Source organism: Dysosmobacter sp. (genome assembly GCF_034093755.1).
Classification (GTDB): domain Bacteria; phylum Bacillota; class Clostridia; order Oscillospirales; family Oscillospiraceae; genus Oscillibacter.
On record NZ_JAXEBZ010000021.1, the window covers coordinates 63,880 to 83,939 of the forward strand.

Sequence of the window (20,060 nt, forward strand, 5' to 3'; positions counted from 1 at the left end):
GAATGAAACGCTATTCTCAGTGCGGACGCACAAAGTCAGGACTCTGCCCGCTTGCTGCGGTCCCACAGCTCCAGCAGCTCCCGGGGACTCAGGTCGGAAAGGGGGGTGCCTTCCGCCCCCTCCTCCACGCCCCGGAACCGGCGGGCAAACTTGTCGCAGGCGGCGTGAAGGGCTTCCTCCGGGTCCACGCCGTGGTTGGCCGCCACCTGCGCGGCCATGAACAGCACGTCCCCGATCTCCTCCCGGACGCCGTGGTGACCGTCCGTATTCCCGGTGTCCACCGCGGCGGCCAGCTCGTCCACTTCCTCCCGCAGCTTGTCCATGCCGCTGTGGGCGTCCGGCCAGCGGAAGCCGGCCTTGGCGGCCTTGGACTGCATCTTTTCCGCCCGCCACAATCCCGGCAGCGTCCGGGCCACGGCGTCCACCGCGTCGGCGGTGGACCGCTGGTGCTTTTCCTTCCGCTTCAGGGCCTCCCAGTTCACCAGAACCTGGTCGCTGGTGTCGGCCTGCAGGGAGCCGCCGAACACGTGGGGATGGCGGTATATCAGCTTTTTGCAGACGCCGTCAATGACGTCGTCCATGGTGAAGCCGCCCCGCTCCTCTTCCATGCGGGCGTGGAACACCACCTGCATCATCACGTCTCCCAGCTCCTCGCACAGGGCGGGCATGTCGCCCCGGTCGATGGCCTCCACGGCCTCGCAGGTCTCCTCCAGGAAATTGCGCCGGATGGACGCGTGGTCCTGTTCCCGGTCCCAGGGGCACCCGCCGGGAGAACGCAGCAGCGCCATGACGCGCAGCAGGTCCTCGTAATCATAACGTTCCTTACACTGAAAATCTACCATATCTTATCCGCCTTTGCAAGAAGAATTAGCATATCCGGGCTGTTTACGGAAAAAAGTCACTTCAGATGCAGCAGCCGCACCAGTTTGTCGCCCTTGGGCATGGACCGCACGTCCTCCGCCCGGAGAATCCGCAGGGCCACCACCAGCACGGCGTACACCGCCACGCCGGCGCAGATGCTGACCATGGTGGCCAGGGCGTTGGCGCCGTAGGCGGAGTGGCCGGCGCTGAGCAGGCGGTAAACCAGCCCGTGAATGGCCCACACGGCAGCCCCCATGACGCAGGAGGCCAGCACCGGCTTGGCGAACAGCTGGAAGTATCTGGGCTTTTTCGGGGAGTAAATCCACACGAACACCAGGTTCAGCACCACAATCACCAGGTAGCAGCACAGGGTGGAGATGGGGGCGCCGTGGATGTTGATGGCGGGGTTGCCCACCAGAATGTAGTTCAGGGCGATTTTGGTGATGCCGCCGATGATGACGGTGATGATGGGGATGCGCTCTTTTCCGTAGGTCTGCAGAATGGCGTTGGTGAGGTTCATCAGGCAGATGAAGATGCAGGCAAGGCCCAGCCAGCGCATGTGGGGGCCGGCGGCCATGGCGTCGGTCTGCTGGGCGGGATAGAGCATCATCAGCGCGCTGCCGCCCACCACGCTGAGGCCCACGCCGGCGGGGATGGCCAGCACGGCGATGATGCGGAAGGCGGAGGAGATGATGCGGTCCGCCTCCCCGTGGCCCTTCCGGGCCATGGCCGCCGCCGCGAAGGGGATCAGGCTCATGGTGACGGGGAACACGAAGGAGGGGGGCAGGTTGATGAGGTTCATGCCGAACTGGTACTGGCCGAACAGCGTGGCGGCGGAGTCCGCCAGCTCCGGAATGGTGTGGAGCCGGCCCAGCACGTTCTTGGTGTCAATGAGGGTGATGATGCTCATGGCGGAGTTGCTGAGGGTGATGGGCACGCCGATGGAGAGCACCTGGCGCATGATGGCGCCGCCGGAGTCCGGGGTGTCGGCGGAGGGGAGACGGTCCCGGTGGGTCATGAGATAGACCATCAGGAACAGCATGGAGAGGATGGTGCCCACGGTGACGCCCAGAATGGCGCCGGCGGCGGCGATGTCCAGCCCCTTGCCCAGCTGCAGGAAATACCACGCCAGGGACAGCCCCAGCACCATTTTGCACACCGCCTCCAGCACCTGGGACACGGCGGTGAGGGTCATGTTGCCCTGGCCCTGGGTGTAGCCCCGCATGCAGGCCAGCAGGCACACGCAGAACACCGCCGGGGCCAGCGCCCGGATGGGCCAGTAGCCCAGCGGCTCGTTCATGAAGGATGCCAGCTGCGCCGCGCCGAAGTACATCAGGGCGGAGCCCACCAGACCCAGGCCGAAGAACAGCCAGATGGCGGTGCGGAAGATCTTCCGCTTCTGATTCTCCCGCCCCTGGGCGTGGGCCTGGCTGGTGAGCTTGGAGATGGCCAGGGGCAGACCGGCGGTGGAGATGGTCAGCAGCACGTTGTAGATGTTGTAGGCCACGTTGAAGTAGGTCTGGCCCTGGCTGCCCACAATGTTGCCGAAGGGGATTTTGTAGATGGCGCCGATGACCTTGACGATGGCCACGGCGGAGGCCAGAATGGCGGCTCCGCCCAGGAAGGACTGCTTTTTGGCTTTAGACATTTGGCGATTACCTCGATCAGACGTTCAGAATACGGGGACCTTACAGCCTGGCGCCGCAGTGGCGGCAGAAGCGGTCCTCTCCGCCGGACACGCCGCCGCAGCGCTGGCAGAGCCGGCCGCCCTTCCGGCGCGCCAGCTCCCCGTTGACTTCGGCGATCCGGTCATTGACCTCATCCACAACCCGCAGCTGCTCCAGCAGCTGCTCCGAGTCGGTGGGGTCGCCGGTGTGGGTGGCGTAAACCAGCTGGCCTACCCGGCGCAGCTCCCGGTCCCGCCGGTTTTCCAGCTCCGCCAGCTGCAGACGCAGCCTGGCGCTGTCCGTCAGGCGGACGGCCTGGTGCATGGCCAGATACGCCGTGTCCGCGGCGGCGGAGGAGGCGCGGCGGCAGGTCTGCCGGGCCTTTTCCTGCAGCTCCTGCAGTTTTTCATCCATGGGACGTTCTCCTTTCCTCCCTGCGGCGGCTTCCGCCGCCATGCTCAATAGGCGTGATAGCTGCTGCCGCCGATGAACTCCCGGATCAGGGAGTTCTCCGGCACGTATTTGTCTTCCATGGGCTCAATGGCCTGACAGGCCTTCAGAATCTGGTCCGCCTCCGGGAACTCACCCCGGGGCAGCTCCTCCAGCAGCGGCACCACGTAGGGCTTCAGCACGGAGAGCTCGTAGGCCAGGGAGGAGTCGAACATGAGGCTGGCGTTTTCCTTGTAGGGGGAGATGTACAGCTTCTCGCCCCGGCGGACGTTGGGCCACAGCTTCATGGTGGTCCGGGCGCCGCAGCCCCGGAACTTGAAGTCCCGCACAATGCGGCGGCAAAGCCGCAGCCACGCGTGCTGGAACACCACCTGGCCGTCCGCGTCCACCACGTTGGACCGGGCGGCGATGTACAGCTTGAAGGCCTCCGGATTCTTGCCCACAATCACGTCGTTGAGGGCGTGGATGCCCTCGAAGATCACCAGCTCATCCTTCCCCAGGTGCATGGCCTGGGACAGGGTGTCGGAGCGCATCTGCCGGGCGAACTCGTACTTGGGGATGTGGATGGTCTCTCCCCGGTCCAGCATGGCGAAGTGCCGGTTCAGAAGCTCAATGTCCAGGCAGAAGGGGGACTCGTAGTCGATGGCGCCCTCCCGGGTCCGGGGGGCGGTCTCCGGGTCCACGGTGTTGAAATAGTTGTCCATGGACACGGTGTGGGTCTCCACGCCGCTGTCATCCAGGCACTTTTCAATCATCATGGCAGTGGTGGTCTTGCCGGAGCCGGAGGGACCGGACAGCAGGATGATGTGGGACTGGTCCCGGTGGGCGGCGATGCGGCGGGCGGCGTCCCGGATTTTCTTTTCGTGGGCGGCTTCGCACTCCGCGGCGAAGGCTGCCGGGTCGCTGCGGACGGCAGTGTTGATGGTCTCCAGAGAATATGCCATGGTACAGTACTCCTTTCCCGTGGTGGTTATTCCTCTGCGTAGAAGGCGGCGAACTCCGCCTGGTTGGCCTGCCACTTCTCCGGGCGGGCGATATACTCCTGGGGGTATTTCAGGTTGAAGGCCCGGGTGATGCGCCTGTCCGCCGGGCCCACCATCTTGGTGGAGCCGCCGGCGCCCATGGACAGGATGGAGCACAGCTCCTCCATGATATAGATGTTGTACAGGTTCTCCCCGCCGGGGCGGCACCAGCCCACGTTCTCAAAGCTGCCGGACATGTACTTCTGCCGGTAGAGGTAGTAGGGGGCGTAGCCGGCGGCGCGGAGGGTGGGGGCGGCGTAGTCCAGCATCTCCGCCACCGCCTCCGCCGGAGGAATGCGCAGCCCCTCCGTCAGGATGGTGCTGCCCTTTTTCAGGCTGAGGGTGTGGACGGTGATGTTGTTGGCCCCCAGGGCGATGCACTCGTCCAGGGACCGGCGGAAGCCCTCCGGGGTGTCCTCCGGCAGTCCCGCGATCAGGTCCATGTTCACGTGTTGGAACCCGGCAGCGGCCACCTGCTCCATGGCCCGGCGGGTGTCCGCCGCCGTGTGGCGGCGGCCGATGGCCCGCAGCACCCGGTCCTCCATGGTCTGGGGGTTCACGGACACCCGGGTGACGCCGTGGCGCCGCAGCACCGCCAGCTTCTCCGGGTCAATGGTGTCGGGACGGCCTGCCTCGATGGTGGTTTCGGCGCAGGCCGACAGGTCGAAGGCGGATTCAAAGGCGGTGAGCAGCCGGTCCATCTGACCGGCGGACAGCGTGGTGGGGGTGCCGCCGCCCATGTAGAAGGCCCGGACCCGGAGGGCATGGCGGCGGGTCAGCTCTCCCGCGGCCCGGACCTCCTCCAGCAGCGCCTCCAGATACGGCTCTACCTGCCGCAGCGACCGCTCCACGCTGCTGGAGACGAAGGAGCAGTAGGCGCAGCGGGTGGGGCAGAAGGGAATGCCGATATAGGCGGCGATGTCCCGCCGGGAGAGACCCGCGGCGGCGTCCAGGCCGGCCCGAGCCGCCTCCGCCGCCAGCACCGCCCGGTCATGGGTGACGTAGTACTCCTCCTCCAGCCGGCGGACGGCCTCCTCCGGTTCCGCGCCCTGCCGCAGCAGCTTCGCGGCCACCTTGGCGGGGCGGACGCCGGTGAGGCTGCCCCAGGCGGGGGCGATGCCGGCGGCGTCCCGGGCGGCCAGAAACACGCTTTTGCCCAGACAGCGGCGGCGCAGGCCCTCGTTTTCATAGTCGGTGCCGCTGAGCGTCTCGCTCCACTCCCGGACGGCGGTATTTCCGTCCCAGTGGAGCTCCGTGGTGAAGCGGCAGCGGCCCTCCCGCTCCTCCATGGAGAGCACGGCCCAGCGGGTGTCCGCCGGCTCCGGCGGCCCGTAGGTCAGCTTTTCCTCCGGAAACAATGCCAGCAGGGACTGCTCCGCGGCGTAGACCTCGTTGTGTCCGACGAATGTAATCCGCATGGCTCAACCCCGCATGGCCATGGTCATGTAGTAGTTGGTGGAGCGCTCCAGATCCAGGCTGGAGGTGTCCATGTGGCCGGGCAGCACGGCAAAATCGCCCTCCAGCTGCCCCAGGCGGCGGAGGGAGGACAGCATGTCCTGCATGCTGCCGCCGTAGAGGTCCGTCCGGCCGCAGGACCCGGCGAACAGGGTGTCGCCGGTGAACAGCACGTCGCCGCACCGGAACACCACGGAGCCCAGGGAGTGGCCGGGGGTGTGGAGTACCTCCACCTGCAGCCCGCCCACGGCGATGGTGTCCCCCTCGCCGCAGTCCAGCACGGGGCCGGGCAGGGCGGGGAACAGCTGGTCGGACATGGCGCCGGGGATGGCCTGGCCCAGCACTTCCGCGTCCCGGCGGTTGAGATACAGCGCCGCGCCGGGATACCGTTGGCGCAGCTCCGCCACGGCGCCGGTGTGGTCATAGTGGGCGTGGGTCAGGAGGATGGCGGTGAGGGCGTACTCCCGGCCGTCAATGGCGCCGGCGATGCGGCCCGCGTCTCCGCCGGGGTCCACCACGGCGCAGCATTTGGCCTCCTCGTCGCAGAGAAGGTAGCAGTTGGTGCCCAGAGGGGCGACCTGCATGGACAGGACTTTCATGGCGTTCACCTCGTATTCATCATAAGTCGGCAGTGTCCAGAATCAGCGTCAGGGGGCCGTCGTTTTCCGACGTCACCTGCATGTCGGCGCCAAATTGGCCGGTTTCCGTGTGGAAGCCCTTCTCCCGGCACAGGGACACGAATGTCTCGTAAAGGGGGATGGCGGTCTCCGGCCGGGCGGCGGCCAGGAAATCCGGGCGGCGGCCGTGGCGGCAGCTGCCGTACAGGGTGAACTGGGAGACGATCAGCAGCTCGCCGCCCACCTGGTCCAGCCCGATGTTCATTTTCCCGGCTTCATCCTCAAAAATGCGCAGGGAGCAGATTTTGTCCGCCAGCTTTTTGGCTTGGGCCTCGGTGTCATCGTGGGTGACGCCCAGCAGAATGAGAAAGCCCCGGCCGATCCGGCCCACGGTCTCGCCGCCGATGGCCACAGCGGCGTGGTTCACCCGGGTAACAACAGCGCGCATAGAGTTCCTCCTTAAAATTCCGGATGGGGAAAGGGGAAAACCCTGCGGGTTTTCCCGGTTCGCCTGTGGCAGCAGGCAGAAAAGGGAGGGGACGGGGAACCGTAGGTTCCCGTTTTCGTCCGCCCGCAGGCGGACGAAAGAATTGAAATGATTTTTGCCGCGGCACGGAGTGCGTCTCCTCGCGGCATAGCCGCTGCGGCCTCCGCTGAAAACATGACGCCGGCATGTTTTCTTAACGCTGCGGCGGCGGAAAAATACTTTGACCTAAGCGCCCTGGGCGCGTTCACCAGTGACCGATGTCACTGGCGTCTTCTGAGCAAACCAGCGCAGCGTTTGCGAAGGAGGAAGGTCAGCCGGCCGGACGGGTGACCTTCAGTACCCCGGAGATCTGATTCAGCTTGTTCATGATCTCCCGCAGGTGCTGGCCGTTGCGGACGTTGATCTCCACGTGGAACATGGCGAAATGGTCATCGGTGCTGCGGGTCTGGATGCTCACCACGTTGGTGTTGGTGACGGACAGGGCCGTGGACACGTCCAGCAGCAGGTTGGCCCGGTCCTTGCACACCAGCTCCACGGAGGTCTGGTAGGTGTCATTGACGTTGTCACCCCAGGAGACCTTCAGCCACCGGCCCTCCTGGCCGGGGGCGCCCCGGCGGGCGGCGCTGGCGTTGGGGCAGTCTGCCCGGTGGACGGACACACCGTAGCCCCGGGTGATAAAGCCCACAATCTCGTCGCCGGGGACGGGGGTGCAGCACTTGGAGAACTTCACCAGGCAGTTGTCCAGCCCCTCCACCACGATGCCCTCCTGGCTGCGGGGCTTTTTCACGGGGGCGGGGGCAGGAGCGGCCTTTTCGTCGGCGGGCTTCTCCTCCGCCAGGGCGGCGGCAGCCGCCTTTTCCGCCTTCAGCTTGGCGGTGCGGCTCAGCTCGCCCTGCAGGCGGCTGACCGCCTTCTGGGCGGTGAAGCCGCCGTAGCCGATGGCGGCGTACAGGTCATCCAGCGTGCTGTAGGAGGACCGCTTCAGCAGCAGGTGCAGGTTTTCCGGCTGCAGCACCTCCTTCATGGAGATGCCCACGTGCTTCAGCTCCGCCTCCAGGGCGGCCCGGCCGTTGGCAATGTTCTCCTCCCGCTTCTCCTTTTTGAACCACTGGCGGATTTTGCTGCGGGCCTCGCTGGACTTGGCGATTTTCAGCCAGTCCCGGCTGGGGCCCTTGGAGGCCTTGGAGGTGATGATCTCCACAATGTCGCCGTTTTTCAGGGTGGAGTCCAGGGGCACAATGCGGTTATTCACCTTGGCGCCCACCATCCGGTTGCCCACGGCGGAGTGGACGGAATAGGCGAAGTCGATGGGGGTGGCGCCGGCGGGCAGGTTCTGCACGTCGCCGTTGGGGGTGAACACGAACACCTCGTCGGCGAACATGTCCACCTTCAGGGAGTGGATATACTCCTCGGCGTCGGTGCCCTCCTGGTTCTCCAGCAGGCGCCGGACCCACTCGTAGCGGCCCTCGGTGCCGGAGCCGGCGCCGCCCTGCTTGTACTTCCAGTGGGCGGCCACGCCGTACTCGGCGATCTCATGCATCTCCCGGGTGCGGATCTGCACCTCGAACTGCAGGCCGTCGCCGCCCATGACGGTGGTGTGGAGGGATTGGTAGCCGTTGGGCTTGGGGGTGCCGATATAGTCCTTGAACCGGCCCAGAATGGGCTTGTACAGATCGTGGATGACGCCCAGCACGTTGTAGCAGTCGCCCACGGTGTCCACCACCACCCGGAAGGCGAACAGGTCGAAGATTTCATCCAGGGACTTGTTCTGGTTGAACATCTTGCGGTAGATGGAGTAGGGGTGCTTGATGCGGCCGTAGACAATGTGGTGGATGCCCAGCTCCTCCAGCCGCTGGTGAATCTGGTTCTGGGTCTTTTCCATGAAGGCGTCGTATTCCGCCTGCCGGGCGGAGAGACGTGAGACAATCTCCTCGTAGCCGATGGGGTCCAGATACTTCAGCGACAGGTCCTCCAGCTCCCACTTGATGCGCTGCATGCCCAGCCGGTGGGAGATGGGGGCGTAGATTTCCATGGTCTCCAGGGATTTCTGCTTCTGCTTGGCGGGGGACTGGTACTCCATGGTCCGCATGTTGTGGAGCCGGTCGGAGATTTTGATGAGAATGACCCGGATGTCCTTGGACATGGCGATGAGCATCTTGCGCAGGTTCTCCATCTGCTCATCTTCCTTGGTGGCGTACTGGATGCGGGTCAGCTTGCTGACGCCGTCCACCAGGTCCGCCACCGTGGGGCTGAACAGCTTGGCAATCTGCTCGTGGGTGGCGGCGGTGTCCTCAATGCAGTCGTGGAGCAGGGCGGCCTCGATGGACTCGGAGTCCAGCTTCAGCTCCTCCGCCACGATCTGGGCTACCGCCAGCGGGTGGATGATATAGGGCTCGCCGCTTTTGCGCCGCTGGTTTTTGTGGCACAGGTCGGCAAACTCGAAGGCGGCCCGGATCTGGGCGAAGTCCGCCGAGGGGTTGTAGCCCCGGATGGTTTTTTCCAGTTTGTCGTATTCGGCCCGGATTTCCTCGTCGGTGGTAATCAGCATATCAGTCAGCTCCTGTCGGAAGAAGATGGAATCAAAGCGCGGATAGGTAGGGACAGGCGAACAGGTCCACCTTTCCCTGGGTGGGGACGAGACTGAGGGTCAGGCGCCCGTCTCCCCGGGACAGATGCAGCAATCCCCGCTCGGCAAAGACCTCCATGGCCAGGGCGGCCCGGAGGAAGCTCTCGCTGCCGCCGGCCTCCGCTGCCAGCTGCCGCAGCAGCGGCAGCTCCGTCTCTGATACCTTGCCCCGGCGGAGACGGCGCTCCAGCAGCGTCCAGTACACGCCGAACTGCTCCCGGGAGGTCCGCAGCCGGGACCGCTCCTGGGGCGTCAGCGGTTCGCCGGCACAGCACCGGCGGCACAGGGCGATGGCCTCCGCCTCGTGGCGGCTGGCGGTGAGGGAGGGACGGATGTCAATGAGCTGCAGCTGCAGGGTGGTCTGGCCCCGGAAGGAGTTGGCCTGGAGATAGAAGGCGGCGTCCACCCGGCTGCCGGCGGCCACGCCGCAGCTCTCCGCCGTGGCGGAGAAGAAAATGGCGTCGAAGCGGCAGGTGCCCTTGCTGAGCCGCAGCTTCAGGTGGCGGCCCTGGCCCACGGTCTGGAGGGAGTCCACCGTGGCACCCAGCAGGGCGAACACCGGCCGGGGGTTGCCGGAGCCGTAGGGCTCCAGCTGGGAGAGGTGCTCCACCTCCGCCAGCGTCACGGCGGCGGGGGCGAGAATGGGGGCGTCGATCTCCAGGGAGGACACCGGCAGCTCTCCGTCCATGGAGGAGCGGACGAACCGGTTCATCCGCTGGCGGAAGGCGTCGATATTCTCCTCCCGGATGGTGAAGCCCGCCGCCAGCTCATGGCCGCCGAAGCCCTCCAGCAGGTCGGCGCAGGACTCCAGGGCGGAAAACAGGTTGAATCCGCCGTAGGAGCGGCAGGAGCCCTTGCCCGTGCCGTCCTTCAGATGGATCATGAAGCTGGGGCAGGAGTATTTTTCCGAAAGCCGGGAAGCCACAATGCCCACCACGCCCTGGTGCCAGTCCTCGCTGGCCAGTACCAGTGCGCTGCGGGCCTCCTCCGGCAGCCTTTCAATCTGGGAAATGGCGTCCAGGCAGATGGCCTGCTCCACGCTCTGGCGCTCCCGGTTCAGTTCGCACAGCTGCCGGGCCAGCCGCTCCGCCTCCGCGCTGTCGGAGGTCATCAGCAGGTCCGCCGCCAGGTCCGCCGCGCCCATGCGCCCGGCGGCGTTGATGCGGGGCGCCAGCACAAAGCCCACCTGGATGGAGGTGATGGGCTTGCCCTGCAGCCCCGCCTCCTTCAGAAGCGTCCGTATGCCCACAAAGTCCGTGTGGGACAGGGCCTCCAGACCGCTGTACACAATGGTGCGGTTCTCGCCCTCCATCAGCATCACGTCGGCGATGGTGCCGATGGCCGCCAGGGAGCAGTACCGGGCGAACAGGGCGTCCTCCCGGGACTCGCCGCCCAGGGCCAGCACCAGCTTCAGCGCCACGCCCACGCCCGCCAGATGGGGGAAGGGGTAATGGCAGTCCGGCCGGTGGGGGTCCACCACCGCCAGGGCGTTGGGCAGGGGGAACTTGCACTCGTGATGGTCCGTGATCACCACGTCCATGCCCAGGGAGTTGGCGTAGTCCACCTCCTCGTTGCCGGTGACGCCGCAGTCCACGGTGATCATCAGGGTGGCGCCCTGGTCGTGCAGGCCCCGGATGGCATCCCGGGACAGGCCGTAGCCGTCCTCGATGCGCCGGGGGATGTAGCGCAGGCATCTGGCGCCGCACCGGCACAGGTAGTCCATCAGCACCACGGTGGAGGTGATGCCGTCCACGTCATAGTCGCCGAACACGGCAATGGTCTCGCCGTGGGCAATGGCCCGCTGGATGCGGTCCACCGCCTTGTCCATGTCCCGCATCAGCAGGGGGGAATGGGACAGCTTCCGCTCCCGGTCCAGAAACACGGCGGCGTCCTCCGGGGTGGTAATCCCCCGGGCGGCCAGCACCGTACTGAGCAGATAGGGATAACCGGCGGAGCGCAGGAGGTCCACATCCTGTTGCCGCGGTGTGCCGATCATCCATTTTTCGTATTTCATCCGGAGACCTCCTCTCTGTCTGCCAAAGCAAACAAAACTCCACATTAACCACTCTATTATAGCAAAGCTGCCTGCAAACGTAAAGAAAATTATCGTCAATCGACGGGATTCCTTTGACTGCCCGCCGGTCCTCTGGTACAATAAACAAATGTCTAAGACTTTCGAAAAAGCGGCAGAGCCGCTTTTTCGAGAAAGATGCGCTCCGCCGCGCGCACTCGCCGTCCGCTGAAGGCGGACGGCTCGCACACTTGCGGACCGAGAAGTATTTTCTGCCACGTACACGCCGCGGCAGAAAATCAATTTGTTTTTTTCGCGCCTGCGGGCGCGAACTCGGTGAGACCATTTTGAAAAAGAGGAAATACCCTCGGAAATCACGGATTTTGGGAGGATGACACATGAATCGACTGAAACGATGGCTGGCGGTGTGCCTGTTGTGCCTGCTGACGGCCTCGGCCGCGGCGCCGGCCGCCGCTGCCGCTTCCGACACAGGCTTCCGGGATGTGCCCGCCGGCCACTGGGCGGCGTCGGAGATCCGCCGGGCGGTGGACGCGGGGCTGGTGCAGGGCGTCAGCGCAGCGGAGTTCGGCCTGGGCCGCCCCATGACCCGGGCCGCCTTCACGGTGGTGCTGTGCCGCTTCTTCGGCTGGGAGATGCAGACCCCCTCCCAGGGGTCCTTCGCCGACAACCGGAACCCCGCCGCCTGGTACTACAGCGCGGTGGAGACCGCCTGCGCCAACGGCGCCGTGGTGCGCAAGGCGGAGAATTTCCGGCCGGATGACCCCATCACCCGGGAGGAGATGGCGGTGATGCTGGTGCGTGCCCTGGGCTTCACGGCTCTGGCGGGGCTGGACCAGGGGCTGGAGTGCCCCTTCGGCGACGTGACCACCAACCAGGGGTACCTGACCATGGCCTATTACCTGGGCATCTCCCAGGGTGCCGGCGACGGCTCCTTTGCCCCGGACCGGGCTGCCACCCGGGAGCAGGCGGTGGTGATGCTGATGCGGGTGTATGACCGCTGGAAGGCCGGGGCGCCGGAGCGCATCGGCGTTACCACCTTCGCGGAGCAGCTGACGGACTTCCGGGGCTGCGGCGCGGTGGCCCTCAGCGGCCCCCGGCTCACCTCGGTGGGCGGACTGTCCTCCCTGCCGGCGGCGGAGACTGCCGCCGCTGCCCGGGACGCGGTGCGGGCCTCCGGGGCCAAAGTGCTGCTGGGAGTCTCCGGCAGCCAGACCGGCCTGCAGGACAAACCGGCCGCCATTGCCCGGGCCATCGCGGCGGAGGCGGAGGCCTATGACGGCGTCCTGCTGGACGTGTCAAAGCTGCCGGAGAACCGGCGGAAGGCCTACACCGCGCTGGCGGAGGCGCTGCGGACGGAGCTGGGCGACAAGCTGCTGTACGTGGCGGCAGACGCTCCGGAGAGCGACGGCACCCGGTACGGCTACGACTATGCCGCACTGGCGGAGACGGCGGACCGGCTGATTCTCCGCACCTGCCGCTATGACACCCAGACCGGCGGCTTCCCCACCATGCCCCAGGAGCCGCTGGAGGAGGTCTACTACGCCCTGGCCGCCCTCAGCGACAGCACGGACCTGAGCAAGTGCAGCCTGTGGCTCACCACCTCCGGCCTGGGCCGGGAGGGGAACCGGGGCGGCGTCTCCTACTATTCGGCGGAGAAGCTGGCGGAGCTGCTGGCGGACCCGCTGACGGAGCGGTATTACTCCGCCCGCTACGCCGACGGCTACCTGAGCCGCACCGTGGGAGACCTGCGGACGGTGGTGTGGTACCACACCGGCCGGGCGGCGGAGGCCCGGACCCGCCTGGGGGCCTTCTTCGGCGTGGACAGCGTCTGTCTCAGCGGCATTGGGGACGCCTCGGAGGAGCTGCTGGAGGGCCTTGCGTGACGGCGAACGGCCGGGCTTTTGCCGTCCCTGTCAGAAATGGCAAAAAAGAATGCAGGTTTTTATTCATGATTTTCAAAAAGCTGTGTTGACTTCCGGGGAAAAGACCGATAGAATAAGCTTGAGTGGAGAATAGCTCAGTTTTTTCGGCGAAAACAACAGTTTTCGCCTGCAAGTTTTCTTTCATTTTTAAGGCGGATCAATCAAACGAACATATAATTTTTAGAGGAGGAACAGCAACATGGGTTACAAAGTACTTACCCTGAAGCACATGGACGAGGCCGGCCACAAGTATCTGGCGGAGCACGGCGTGGAGGTTATCACCTCTCAGTATGACAGCGAAGAGGGCTTCCTGAAGGAGATCACCGAGAACCAGGTGGACGCCATCTACTGCCGCGTGGACAAGATCACCCACGCCATGATGGACGCCAGCGCCAACCTGAAGGTCATCGCCAAGCAGGGCGCCGGCCTGGACAACATGGACCTGGCCTACGCCGCCGAGAAGGGCATCCAGGTGGTGTTCTCCCCCGCCGGCAACGCCCAGACCGTGGCGGAGCACGCCACCATGCTGCTGCTGGAGTGCGCTCAGCGTGCCCGCTATGTGGACTGCGAGATGCGCCGCGGCAACTTCAACGTCCGCTACACCCTCACCGGCACCCATGACCTGCAGGGCCACGTGCTGGGCCTGATCGGCTGCGGCCGCATCAGCCAGCTGTTCGCCCACATCGCCATCCACGGCTTCGGCATGAAGGTCATCGGCTACGATCCCTTCCTGAAGCCCGAGATGCTCCGCGAGCCCATCGAGCTGCGTCCCACCGCCGAGGAGGTCTGGAAGGAAGCCGACTACGTTTCCATCCACATGCAGTCCAACGACGCCACCCGCTACAGCGTGGGCTACGCCCAGTTCAGCAGCATGAAGCCCACCGCTTCCTTCATCAACTGCGCCCGCGGCGATCTGATCGTGGAGGAGGATCTGATCCGCGCCCTGGACGAGGGCAAGCTGGCCAACGCCGCCCTGGACGTGTTCGAGCAGGAGCCCCTGCCCATGGACCATCCCTTCCTGACCCGGGAGAACGTGGTGCTGACTCCCCACATGGGCGCCGCCACCGAGGACTCCGTCATCCGCTGCACCCTCAGCTGCTGCGAGGACATTGTCCGCGTGTTCAACGGCGAGGCTCCCGTCTGCCCCGCTCCCAAGCACAACTGATTGTTCTGAAGCAAAAAGCAGGCCGCGATTCCGCGGCCTGCTTGAGACTTTCGAAAAAGTGGCTTTGCCACTTTTTCGAGAAGGCAGCAGCCCGCCGCGCGCACTCGCTGTCCGCTTTCAGCGGACAACTCGCACACTTGCGGGCTGAGAAGTGTTTTTCCCGCCGTACACGCCGCCGGAAAAAACGGATTTCATTTTTTCGCACCTGCGGGTGCGAACTCTGCGAGGCTTTTTTGCCGGCGCCCTGTTCCGGCGGGAGCCGGAAAAAACGCAAAAGGACCGTTCCGCATTTGCGGAACGGTCCTTTTTGTGTACGCTTTACATAAACCGCTTCATGCCCTCGGTGGCGGTGGCGGGATCGCCGCTGGCGGAGACGGTGAACTTGATGCCGTTCTTCTCGCCGAACACATCCAGCCAGTTCAGGAAAGCCTCGGTATCGGCGCCGGCCTCGCCGCCGACGATCTTGAACAGGTTGTCGATGAACACCTGGCAGATGTCGTAGTTGCCGGCATACAGACCGCTGATAAAGCCGCGGAACACCTCATAGCTGTTGAGATTGTACTCCTGGGCGTGGACAAGGCGGATGTTGTAGTGAATATCATAAGTCAGCGTAGGGTTGGCCTCAATGCAAACCACGTTGCCGGGCTCGTCCTTCGCCGCGTTGTTGATCATTTCGATCAGTTGCTTGGTCTTGCCGGAGCCTTTCACGCCCATAATCAGTCTGACCATAGTAAATCACTCCTGTACTCATAAAAATTGCGGTGACGCGGAAATCAAAACGCTGATAGTTTTTGATTATGTTAAGGATAACATAACTTTCCGCAAAATACAAGGTAAAAAAGGGACTGCAAACTTTGTTGATAATGCCGTGTTGACAGGGGGCGGACATTACTCGCCCAGTCTGGCCTCCAGCTCAGCCTTGCGGTCCTCGTAGCCGGGCTTGCCCAGGAGGGCGAACATGTTCTTCTTGTAGGCCTCCACGCCGGGCTGGTCAAAGGGGTTCACCCCCAGCAGGTAGCCGGACAGGCCGCAGGCGTACTCGAAGAAGTAGATCAGCTGGCCCAGGGAGCGGGCGTTCCGGCCCTCCACGTCCACCAGCAGGTTGGGCACGCCGCCCTCGGTGTGGGCCAGCAGGGTGCCCTCGGTGGCCCGGTCCCGGATGAAGTCCATGGACTTGCCGGCCAGGAAGTTCAGCCCGTCGCCGTTGACCTGGTCAAAGGGGACCTGCAGCTGGCTGGCGGATTCGCCGAAGCGCACCACCGTCTCAAACAGCAGCCGCTGGCCCTCCTGGATATACTGGCCCATGGAGTGGAGGTCGGCGGTGAAGTCCACGCTGGCGGGGAACAGGCCCTTGCCCTCCTTGCCCTCGCTCTCGCCGTAGAGCTGCTTCCACCACTCGGCCATGAACCGGAAGGCGGGGTCATAGCAGGCCAGCACCTCCACGGACTTGCCGGCGGAGTACAGGGCGTACCGGGCGGCGGCGTAGCGCCAGGCGGGGTTTTCATCGCAGCCCTCCCGGGTGCAGACGTCCATCATCTCCGCGGCGCCGGCCATCAGGGCTTCAATGTCCACGCCGGTGACGGCGATGGGCAGCAGGCCCACGGCGGTGAGGACGGAGTAGCGGCCGCCCACGTCGTCAGGCACCACGAAGGTCTCCCAGCCCTCGGCGTCCACCAGGGACTTCAGAGCGCCCCGGGCCTTGTCGGTGGTGGCGAAGATGCGCTCTTTCGCGCCCTCCCGGCCGTACTTTTCCACCAGCTTCTCCCGGAAGAACCGGAAGGCCACGGCGGGCTCGGTGGTGGTGCCGGACTTGGAGATGACGTTGACGGAGAAATCGTCATCTCCCAGCAGGTCCATCACCTCCTGCAGACTGTCGGAGGACAGGCCGTTGCCCACAAAGTAGACGTTGGGGGTGTCCTTCTTTTTCAGGTTGTAGTTGGGGGAGCACAGGCACTCAATGACGCCCCGGGCGCCCAGATAGGACCCGCCGATGCCGATGACCACCAGGGCCTTGGAGCTGCTCCGGATTCTGGCGGCGGCGGCCTGGATACGGGCGAATTCCTCCCGGTCATAGTCGGCGGGCAGACGGACCCAGCCCACAAAGTCATTGCCGGCGCCGGTGGCGTGCTGCAGCTGGTCCTGCGCGGTGCGGAGCCGGGGCGTCAGGTCTGTTTCGTAGTCGGTGGGAATAAACTTCTGAATCTGAAAGCGTTTGACATTCAGCATTGTTTTCAACGTTCCTTTCCTGCCCAAAACGGGCCTCTTTAACCGATTATATCATTTTCCGGAACCACTGACAAGGGAATTATGACGCCAGAAACGCGGAGCGCAGCAGCCGCAGGGCCATGGCGCCGTAGGTGATGCGGGGGACGTCCTCCCCGGCCAGAATGGGCACCTCCGCCACCACCCCGCCGCCGGAGGTGACGGTGAGGGTTCCCAGCCGGTCGCCCGTGGCCACAGGGGCCTCTACGGAAGGCGCCATGCTGACCTCCCGCTCCACAGCCGCCGCGGCGGCCTTCTCCAGCAGCACCGACCGGCTCTCCAGCACCGGCTGCACCGTGGCCCGGGCGCCCAGGGACACCGCCACCGGCAGCAGGGCCTGCCCGGCGGTGACGTTCACCAGGGCGTAGTTGGCGAAGCCGTGGTTCAGCAGACTTTTGGCGTCCTCGAACCGCTGGGCGGAGGTGGCGTCCTTCAGAATGACGGCGATCAGCTCCATGCCGTCCCGCTCCGCCGTGGCGGAGAGGCAGTAGCCGGCGGCGTCGGTGGAGCCGGTTTTCAGCCCCGTGGCGCCGCTGTAGAAGCGGATGAGCTTGTTGGTGTTCACCAGGGAGGACTGGCCGCCCCGCAGGGTGTCCATCCAGATGGTGGTGTACTGCCGGATGTCCGGGTGACGGAGGATCAGCTCCCGGGACATGACGGCGATGTCCGCGGCGGAGGTGACGTGGCCCGCCGCCGGCAGCCCGGTGGCGTTGCGGAACACGGTGTCCGCCATGCCCAGCTCCGCCGCCCGCCGGTTCATCCGCTCCACGAAGGCCTCCTCGCTGCCGGACACCGCCTCCGCCAGCGCCACGGCACAGTCATTGGCGGACACCACGCACACCGCCTTCACCATGTCCGCCACACTCATCTGCTCGTTTTCCTTCAGCCAGATCTGGCTGCCGCCCATGGAGCAGGCGTGGGCAGAGGCGGTGACGGTGGTGTCCCAGTTCAGCCGGCCGCTGTCAATGGCCTCCATCACCAGCAGCAGCGTCATCACCTTGGTGACGCTGGCCGGCTCCAGCTGCTGGTGCTCCCCCTTGGCAAACAGGACGGTGCCCGTCTCCTTTTCCATCAGCAGTGCCGCCGGCGCGTCCACCTCCAGCGCCCGGACCGGGGTGGTCAGCAGCAGGATGGCGCAGAAAAACGCCGCGATTCGTTTCATCCTCGTTCCTCCTCCTTTATCATCGCTGCTGAAATCTTATGAAACAGGCCTGCGGATTCATGCGTCATTCGCCATTTTTCACGTTGCAAACGGCGAAAGTCTGTGCTATAATACACTTCACAACGGAAAACGCGGATATAGTTCATCGGTAGAACGGCAGCTTCCCAAGCTGCATAGGCGGGTTCGACTCCCGTTATCCGCTCCAGAAAAACCCCCGGTATTCATTGCGGCGCAATGAATACCGGGGGTTTTACTTTCGGGGAACGGGGGCGCCCTTCCGGGACAGGCTGGTCAGCCCTGCCGGCCGGGCGCGTAAACGCTTCTGTAGCGGGACTCCATCTGCTTGCGGGAGGTCACGGCCAGCTTTCCGTAGAGATTCCGGCTGTGGAATTTCAGGGTGTTCTCCGTAATGTGCATGGCGGCCATGATATCCTTCGTGGAGTCGCCGGCCATGTAGGCGTCAAACAGCGCCCGCTCCCTGGGCGTCAGGTCCGCCAGGGCCCGCAGAAGCGCTTCGCTGTCATCGCTCTGCGCTTCCTCGTCCGCCGGCGGCGCGGCCACGGGCCGGGGAGGTCCTGCCTGCTCCGTTTGCCTTGCGCGCTCCTTCAGCTGGCGGTTCTCGTGGATGACCAGATGGACGCTCAGCAGGAACAGCTCGCTGATGATATAGGAGATGGACAGCATCTCAAACTCTATGTTTACCAGCTGCTCGATCAGCCAGACGCCCAGGTTGGTCAGCCCCGCCATGGCCAGAATGACGGCGTGCAGGGTGGTGTCGATGGCCTTCACGGCGGCCGCGTGGGCAATGACAGCCGCCATTGCCGCGAAATAGGCGAACAGATAGAACAGATACAGGAAGTGCCAGGGGCCGTAAACCTTCACCAGGACGGCAACGCTGTTGACCACCGCGAAGGACACCTCCTTATAATAGATGTCCAGATATCCCGGGCTGGCCGCCACAAAGAACACCGGGACGCAGACGCCCATGAGAACCCACGGAAGATACCGGGGGTATCTGGTTCCGGTCACGTTCAGAATGACGAGGAACATGGACATGGGCAGCAGCACCGAGCCGAGGTAGGAAATGCGGTTGGCCAGCAATGCCTCGCTGAGGGTGGAGGAGACCGCCAGGCAGAAATACCCCACGTTCACCACCAGCACCGATGAAAACAGCAGAATAAACCAGGGGTCCCGCCGGAGCTTCAGGCAGAAATAGCCTATCAGCAGCAGGAGGGACAGAATGGCGGCCGCCCCGTAAATCACCGTCAGGCTGACGCTTTTCTCTCCCACCGGACCGCAGACCGCCAGCCCCAGCATGATCAACAGCAAGACCGCTGTGCCCGCAAACAGTTTCTTCATACGATCTCTTCTCTTCTCCTCTGACCGCCGCGTTTTCACGGGATTGCGGCCATCCCACACCCGCCCCACACTTTCCCCACACTTTTTTCTTCCGGAAGTGTGGAGACAAATTCCCCGGGCAGCGCTATTATTTTCCTATGGCAGGAAGACAGCCGCCCGCGCCCATGGGCACGGAGCCGGCCCCGCCGCTTTCGGCCATTATACCATAAGCTTCCGACCCGGGCAAGGCACTGCTTTGGCCGGGGGTGTTAAATCTGCGTAAACCGGGCGTACTGCCCGGGGGAAAGGGGAAGGCGCTCATGGGGAGGAAACGGGCAACCGCGGATTTTCAGGTCATTGCCGGCGCGGAGGGAAACCGGTACCGGTTTTACTGCGGCCTTTCCGGCGCACTGATGTGCACCACCGGCCCCTGCCGGGGGGACACGCCGGAGGAGGAGCTGCTGCTGGCCTGGGAGACGGAGGGCAGACAGCACTTCAATGAGTGCCGCAGCTGCGGCAGGTATGTCAGCAACGCCATGTATAACGTGGAGGTGTGGGAGTGCGTGGGGTGCGCGCCCTACGAAGCGGAGGCGAAGTTCTGCAAAAGCTGCGGCGCGAAGCTGGACGATCCCGGCAGGATCTGCCCCAGGTGCGGCAGACTGCTGAAGTATCCGGGGAGGGAGAACGTGTATGACGGCTGCGGAAAAAGCGAGATATGACACCCTGGAGGCCTTCGGCTTCGGCCCCAATGTGATGCGGAAGACGGCGGTGTGCGGAACGTGCGGCCGCATGGCGGACGCCGGCGCCGCCGCCTGTCCCGCCTGCGGCGGGAAGCTGCCGGAGGAGACCCTGTATGACTGCTACAAACGGCAGCACGCCTGCTGCCCCGCCTGCGGCACGGTGCTCTCGCCCGGTTCCCGGTACTGCCCCAGCTGCGGAAAGCGGGTGTTCTGCTTCATGGCCGGGCGCCGCCGGCGGGCGGGCCGTACCTGAC

The 20,060-nt window shown here is 64.8% G+C and carries 17 protein-coding genes and 1 tRNA gene; 5 read left to right on the plus strand and 13 right to left on the minus strand.

Features of this window, described 5'->3' with window-relative positions:
- Window positions 1–35: 35 nt before the first annotated feature.
- The 9 genes from mazG to recJ all read right to left on the minus strand — a co-directional run bounded on the left by mazG (window position 36) and on the right by recJ (window position 11,199).
- A complete protein-coding gene (gene mazG / locus SOX55_RS02490) occupies window positions 36–842 on the minus strand; it encodes a nucleoside triphosphate pyrophosphohydrolase (RefSeq protein WP_325285854.1) in 807 nt (268 codons plus the stop codon).
- A 56-nt stretch (window positions 843–898) separates the two neighbouring features.
- On the minus strand, window positions 899–2,509 hold the full coding sequence (locus SOX55_RS02495) for a putative polysaccharide biosynthesis protein (protein ID WP_325285855.1): 1,611 nt from the start codon (window positions 2,507–2,509) through the stop codon (window positions 899–901).
- Between the two features lie 40 nt (window positions 2,510–2,549).
- On the minus strand, window positions 2,550–2,942 hold the full coding sequence (locus tag SOX55_RS02500; protein WP_325285856.1) for a hypothetical protein: 393 nt from the start codon (window positions 2,940–2,942) through the stop codon (window positions 2,550–2,552).
- Between the two features lie 44 nt (window positions 2,943–2,986).
- Window positions 2,987–3,922, minus strand: a complete 936-nt coding sequence (locus SOX55_RS02505; RefSeq protein ID WP_325285857.1) for a uridine kinase family protein — start codon at window positions 3,920–3,922, stop codon at window positions 2,987–2,989.
- Between the two features lie 26 nt (window positions 3,923–3,948).
- Window positions 3,949–5,418, minus strand: coding sequence for a coproporphyrinogen dehydrogenase HemZ (hemZ, locus tag SOX55_RS02510; protein WP_325285858.1), 1,470 nt, complete (start codon window positions 5,416–5,418; stop codon window positions 3,949–3,951).
- A gap of 3 nt (window positions 5,419–5,421) precedes the next feature.
- Window positions 5,422–6,054: an MBL fold metallo-hydrolase gene (locus SOX55_RS02515; protein WP_325285859.1), complete on the minus strand. Its 633-nt coding sequence runs from the start codon at window positions 6,052–6,054 to the stop codon at window positions 5,422–5,424.
- Between the two features lie 19 nt (window positions 6,055–6,073).
- Window positions 6,074–6,520 carry a D-aminoacyl-tRNA deacylase gene (gene dtd / locus SOX55_RS02520; protein ID WP_325285860.1) on the minus strand — a complete coding sequence of 149 codons (447 nt, stop codon included), beginning with the start codon at window positions 6,518–6,520 and terminating at the stop codon, window positions 6,074–6,076.
- Between the two features lie 349 nt (window positions 6,521–6,869).
- Entirely contained in the window at window positions 6,870–9,107 is a 2,238-nt protein-coding gene (locus tag SOX55_RS02525) for a RelA/SpoT family protein (RefSeq protein WP_325285861.1), read from the minus strand.
- 31 nt (window positions 9,108–9,138) lie between these two features.
- The gene (gene recJ, locus SOX55_RS02530) at window positions 9,139–11,199 is read right to left on the minus strand and encodes a single-stranded-DNA-specific exonuclease RecJ (protein ID WP_325285862.1); all 2,061 of its coding nucleotides are present in this window, start codon (window positions 11,197–11,199) and stop codon (window positions 9,139–9,141) included.
- A 395-nt stretch (window positions 11,200–11,594) separates the two neighbouring features.
- Between recJ and SOX55_RS02535 the strand changes: the two genes are divergently transcribed.
- Both SOX55_RS02535 and SOX55_RS02540 read left to right on the plus strand, forming a co-directional pair.
- On the plus strand, window positions 11,595–13,100 hold the full coding sequence (locus SOX55_RS02535; RefSeq protein WP_325285863.1) for an S-layer homology domain-containing protein: 1,506 nt from the start codon (window positions 11,595–11,597) through the stop codon (window positions 13,098–13,100).
- Between the two features lie 238 nt (window positions 13,101–13,338).
- Entirely contained in the window at window positions 13,339–14,304 is a 966-nt protein-coding gene (locus tag SOX55_RS02540; protein ID WP_325285864.1) for a hydroxyacid dehydrogenase, read from the plus strand.
- Window positions 14,305–14,622: 318 nt separating this feature from the next.
- Here the strand turns inward: SOX55_RS02540 and SOX55_RS02545 are convergent, their stop codons facing one another.
- The 3 genes from SOX55_RS02545 to SOX55_RS02555 form a co-directional block, all read right to left on the minus strand.
- Window positions 14,623–15,033 (minus strand): ATP-binding protein, encoded by a 411-nt coding sequence (locus SOX55_RS02545; RefSeq protein ID WP_325285865.1) that lies wholly within the window; start codon window positions 15,031–15,033, stop codon window positions 14,623–14,625.
- Window positions 15,034–15,192: 159 nt separating this feature from the next.
- Window positions 15,193–16,539: a glucose-6-phosphate isomerase gene (locus SOX55_RS02550; protein WP_442873602.1), complete on the minus strand. Its 1,347-nt coding sequence runs from the start codon at window positions 16,537–16,539 to the stop codon at window positions 15,193–15,195.
- Window positions 16,540–16,609: 70 nt separating this feature from the next.
- Window positions 16,610–17,728 (minus strand): D-alanyl-D-alanine carboxypeptidase family protein, encoded by a 1,119-nt coding sequence (locus SOX55_RS02555; RefSeq protein WP_325285867.1) that lies wholly within the window; start codon window positions 17,726–17,728, stop codon window positions 16,610–16,612.
- A gap of 131 nt (window positions 17,729–17,859) precedes the next feature.
- On the opposite strand from SOX55_RS02555, the gene SOX55_RS02560 reads away from it, so the two are divergent.
- Window positions 17,860–17,933, plus strand: a tRNA-Gly gene (locus tag SOX55_RS02560).
- Between the two features lie 86 nt (window positions 17,934–18,019).
- On the opposite strand, the gene SOX55_RS02565 is transcribed toward SOX55_RS02560, so the two are convergent.
- On the minus strand, window positions 18,020–19,087 hold the full coding sequence (locus SOX55_RS02565) for a histidine kinase N-terminal 7TM domain-containing protein (protein WP_325285868.1): 1,068 nt from the start codon (window positions 19,085–19,087) through the stop codon (window positions 18,020–18,022).
- A 299-nt stretch (window positions 19,088–19,386) separates the two neighbouring features.
- On the opposite strand from SOX55_RS02565, the gene SOX55_RS02570 reads away from it, so the two are divergent.
- Together SOX55_RS02570 and SOX55_RS02575 are read left to right on the plus strand one after the other, a co-directional pair.
- Entirely contained in the window at window positions 19,387–19,785 is a 399-nt protein-coding gene (locus tag SOX55_RS02570) for a hypothetical protein (protein WP_325285869.1), read from the plus strand.
- Window positions 19,757–20,059: a zinc-ribbon domain-containing protein gene (locus tag SOX55_RS02575; RefSeq protein ID WP_325285870.1), complete on the plus strand. Its 303-nt coding sequence runs from the start codon at window positions 19,757–19,759 to the stop codon at window positions 20,057–20,059. Before SOX55_RS02570 ends, SOX55_RS02575 begins: the two co-directional genes overlap by 29 nt.
- The last annotated feature ends 1 nt before the right edge of the window (window position 20,060 follow it).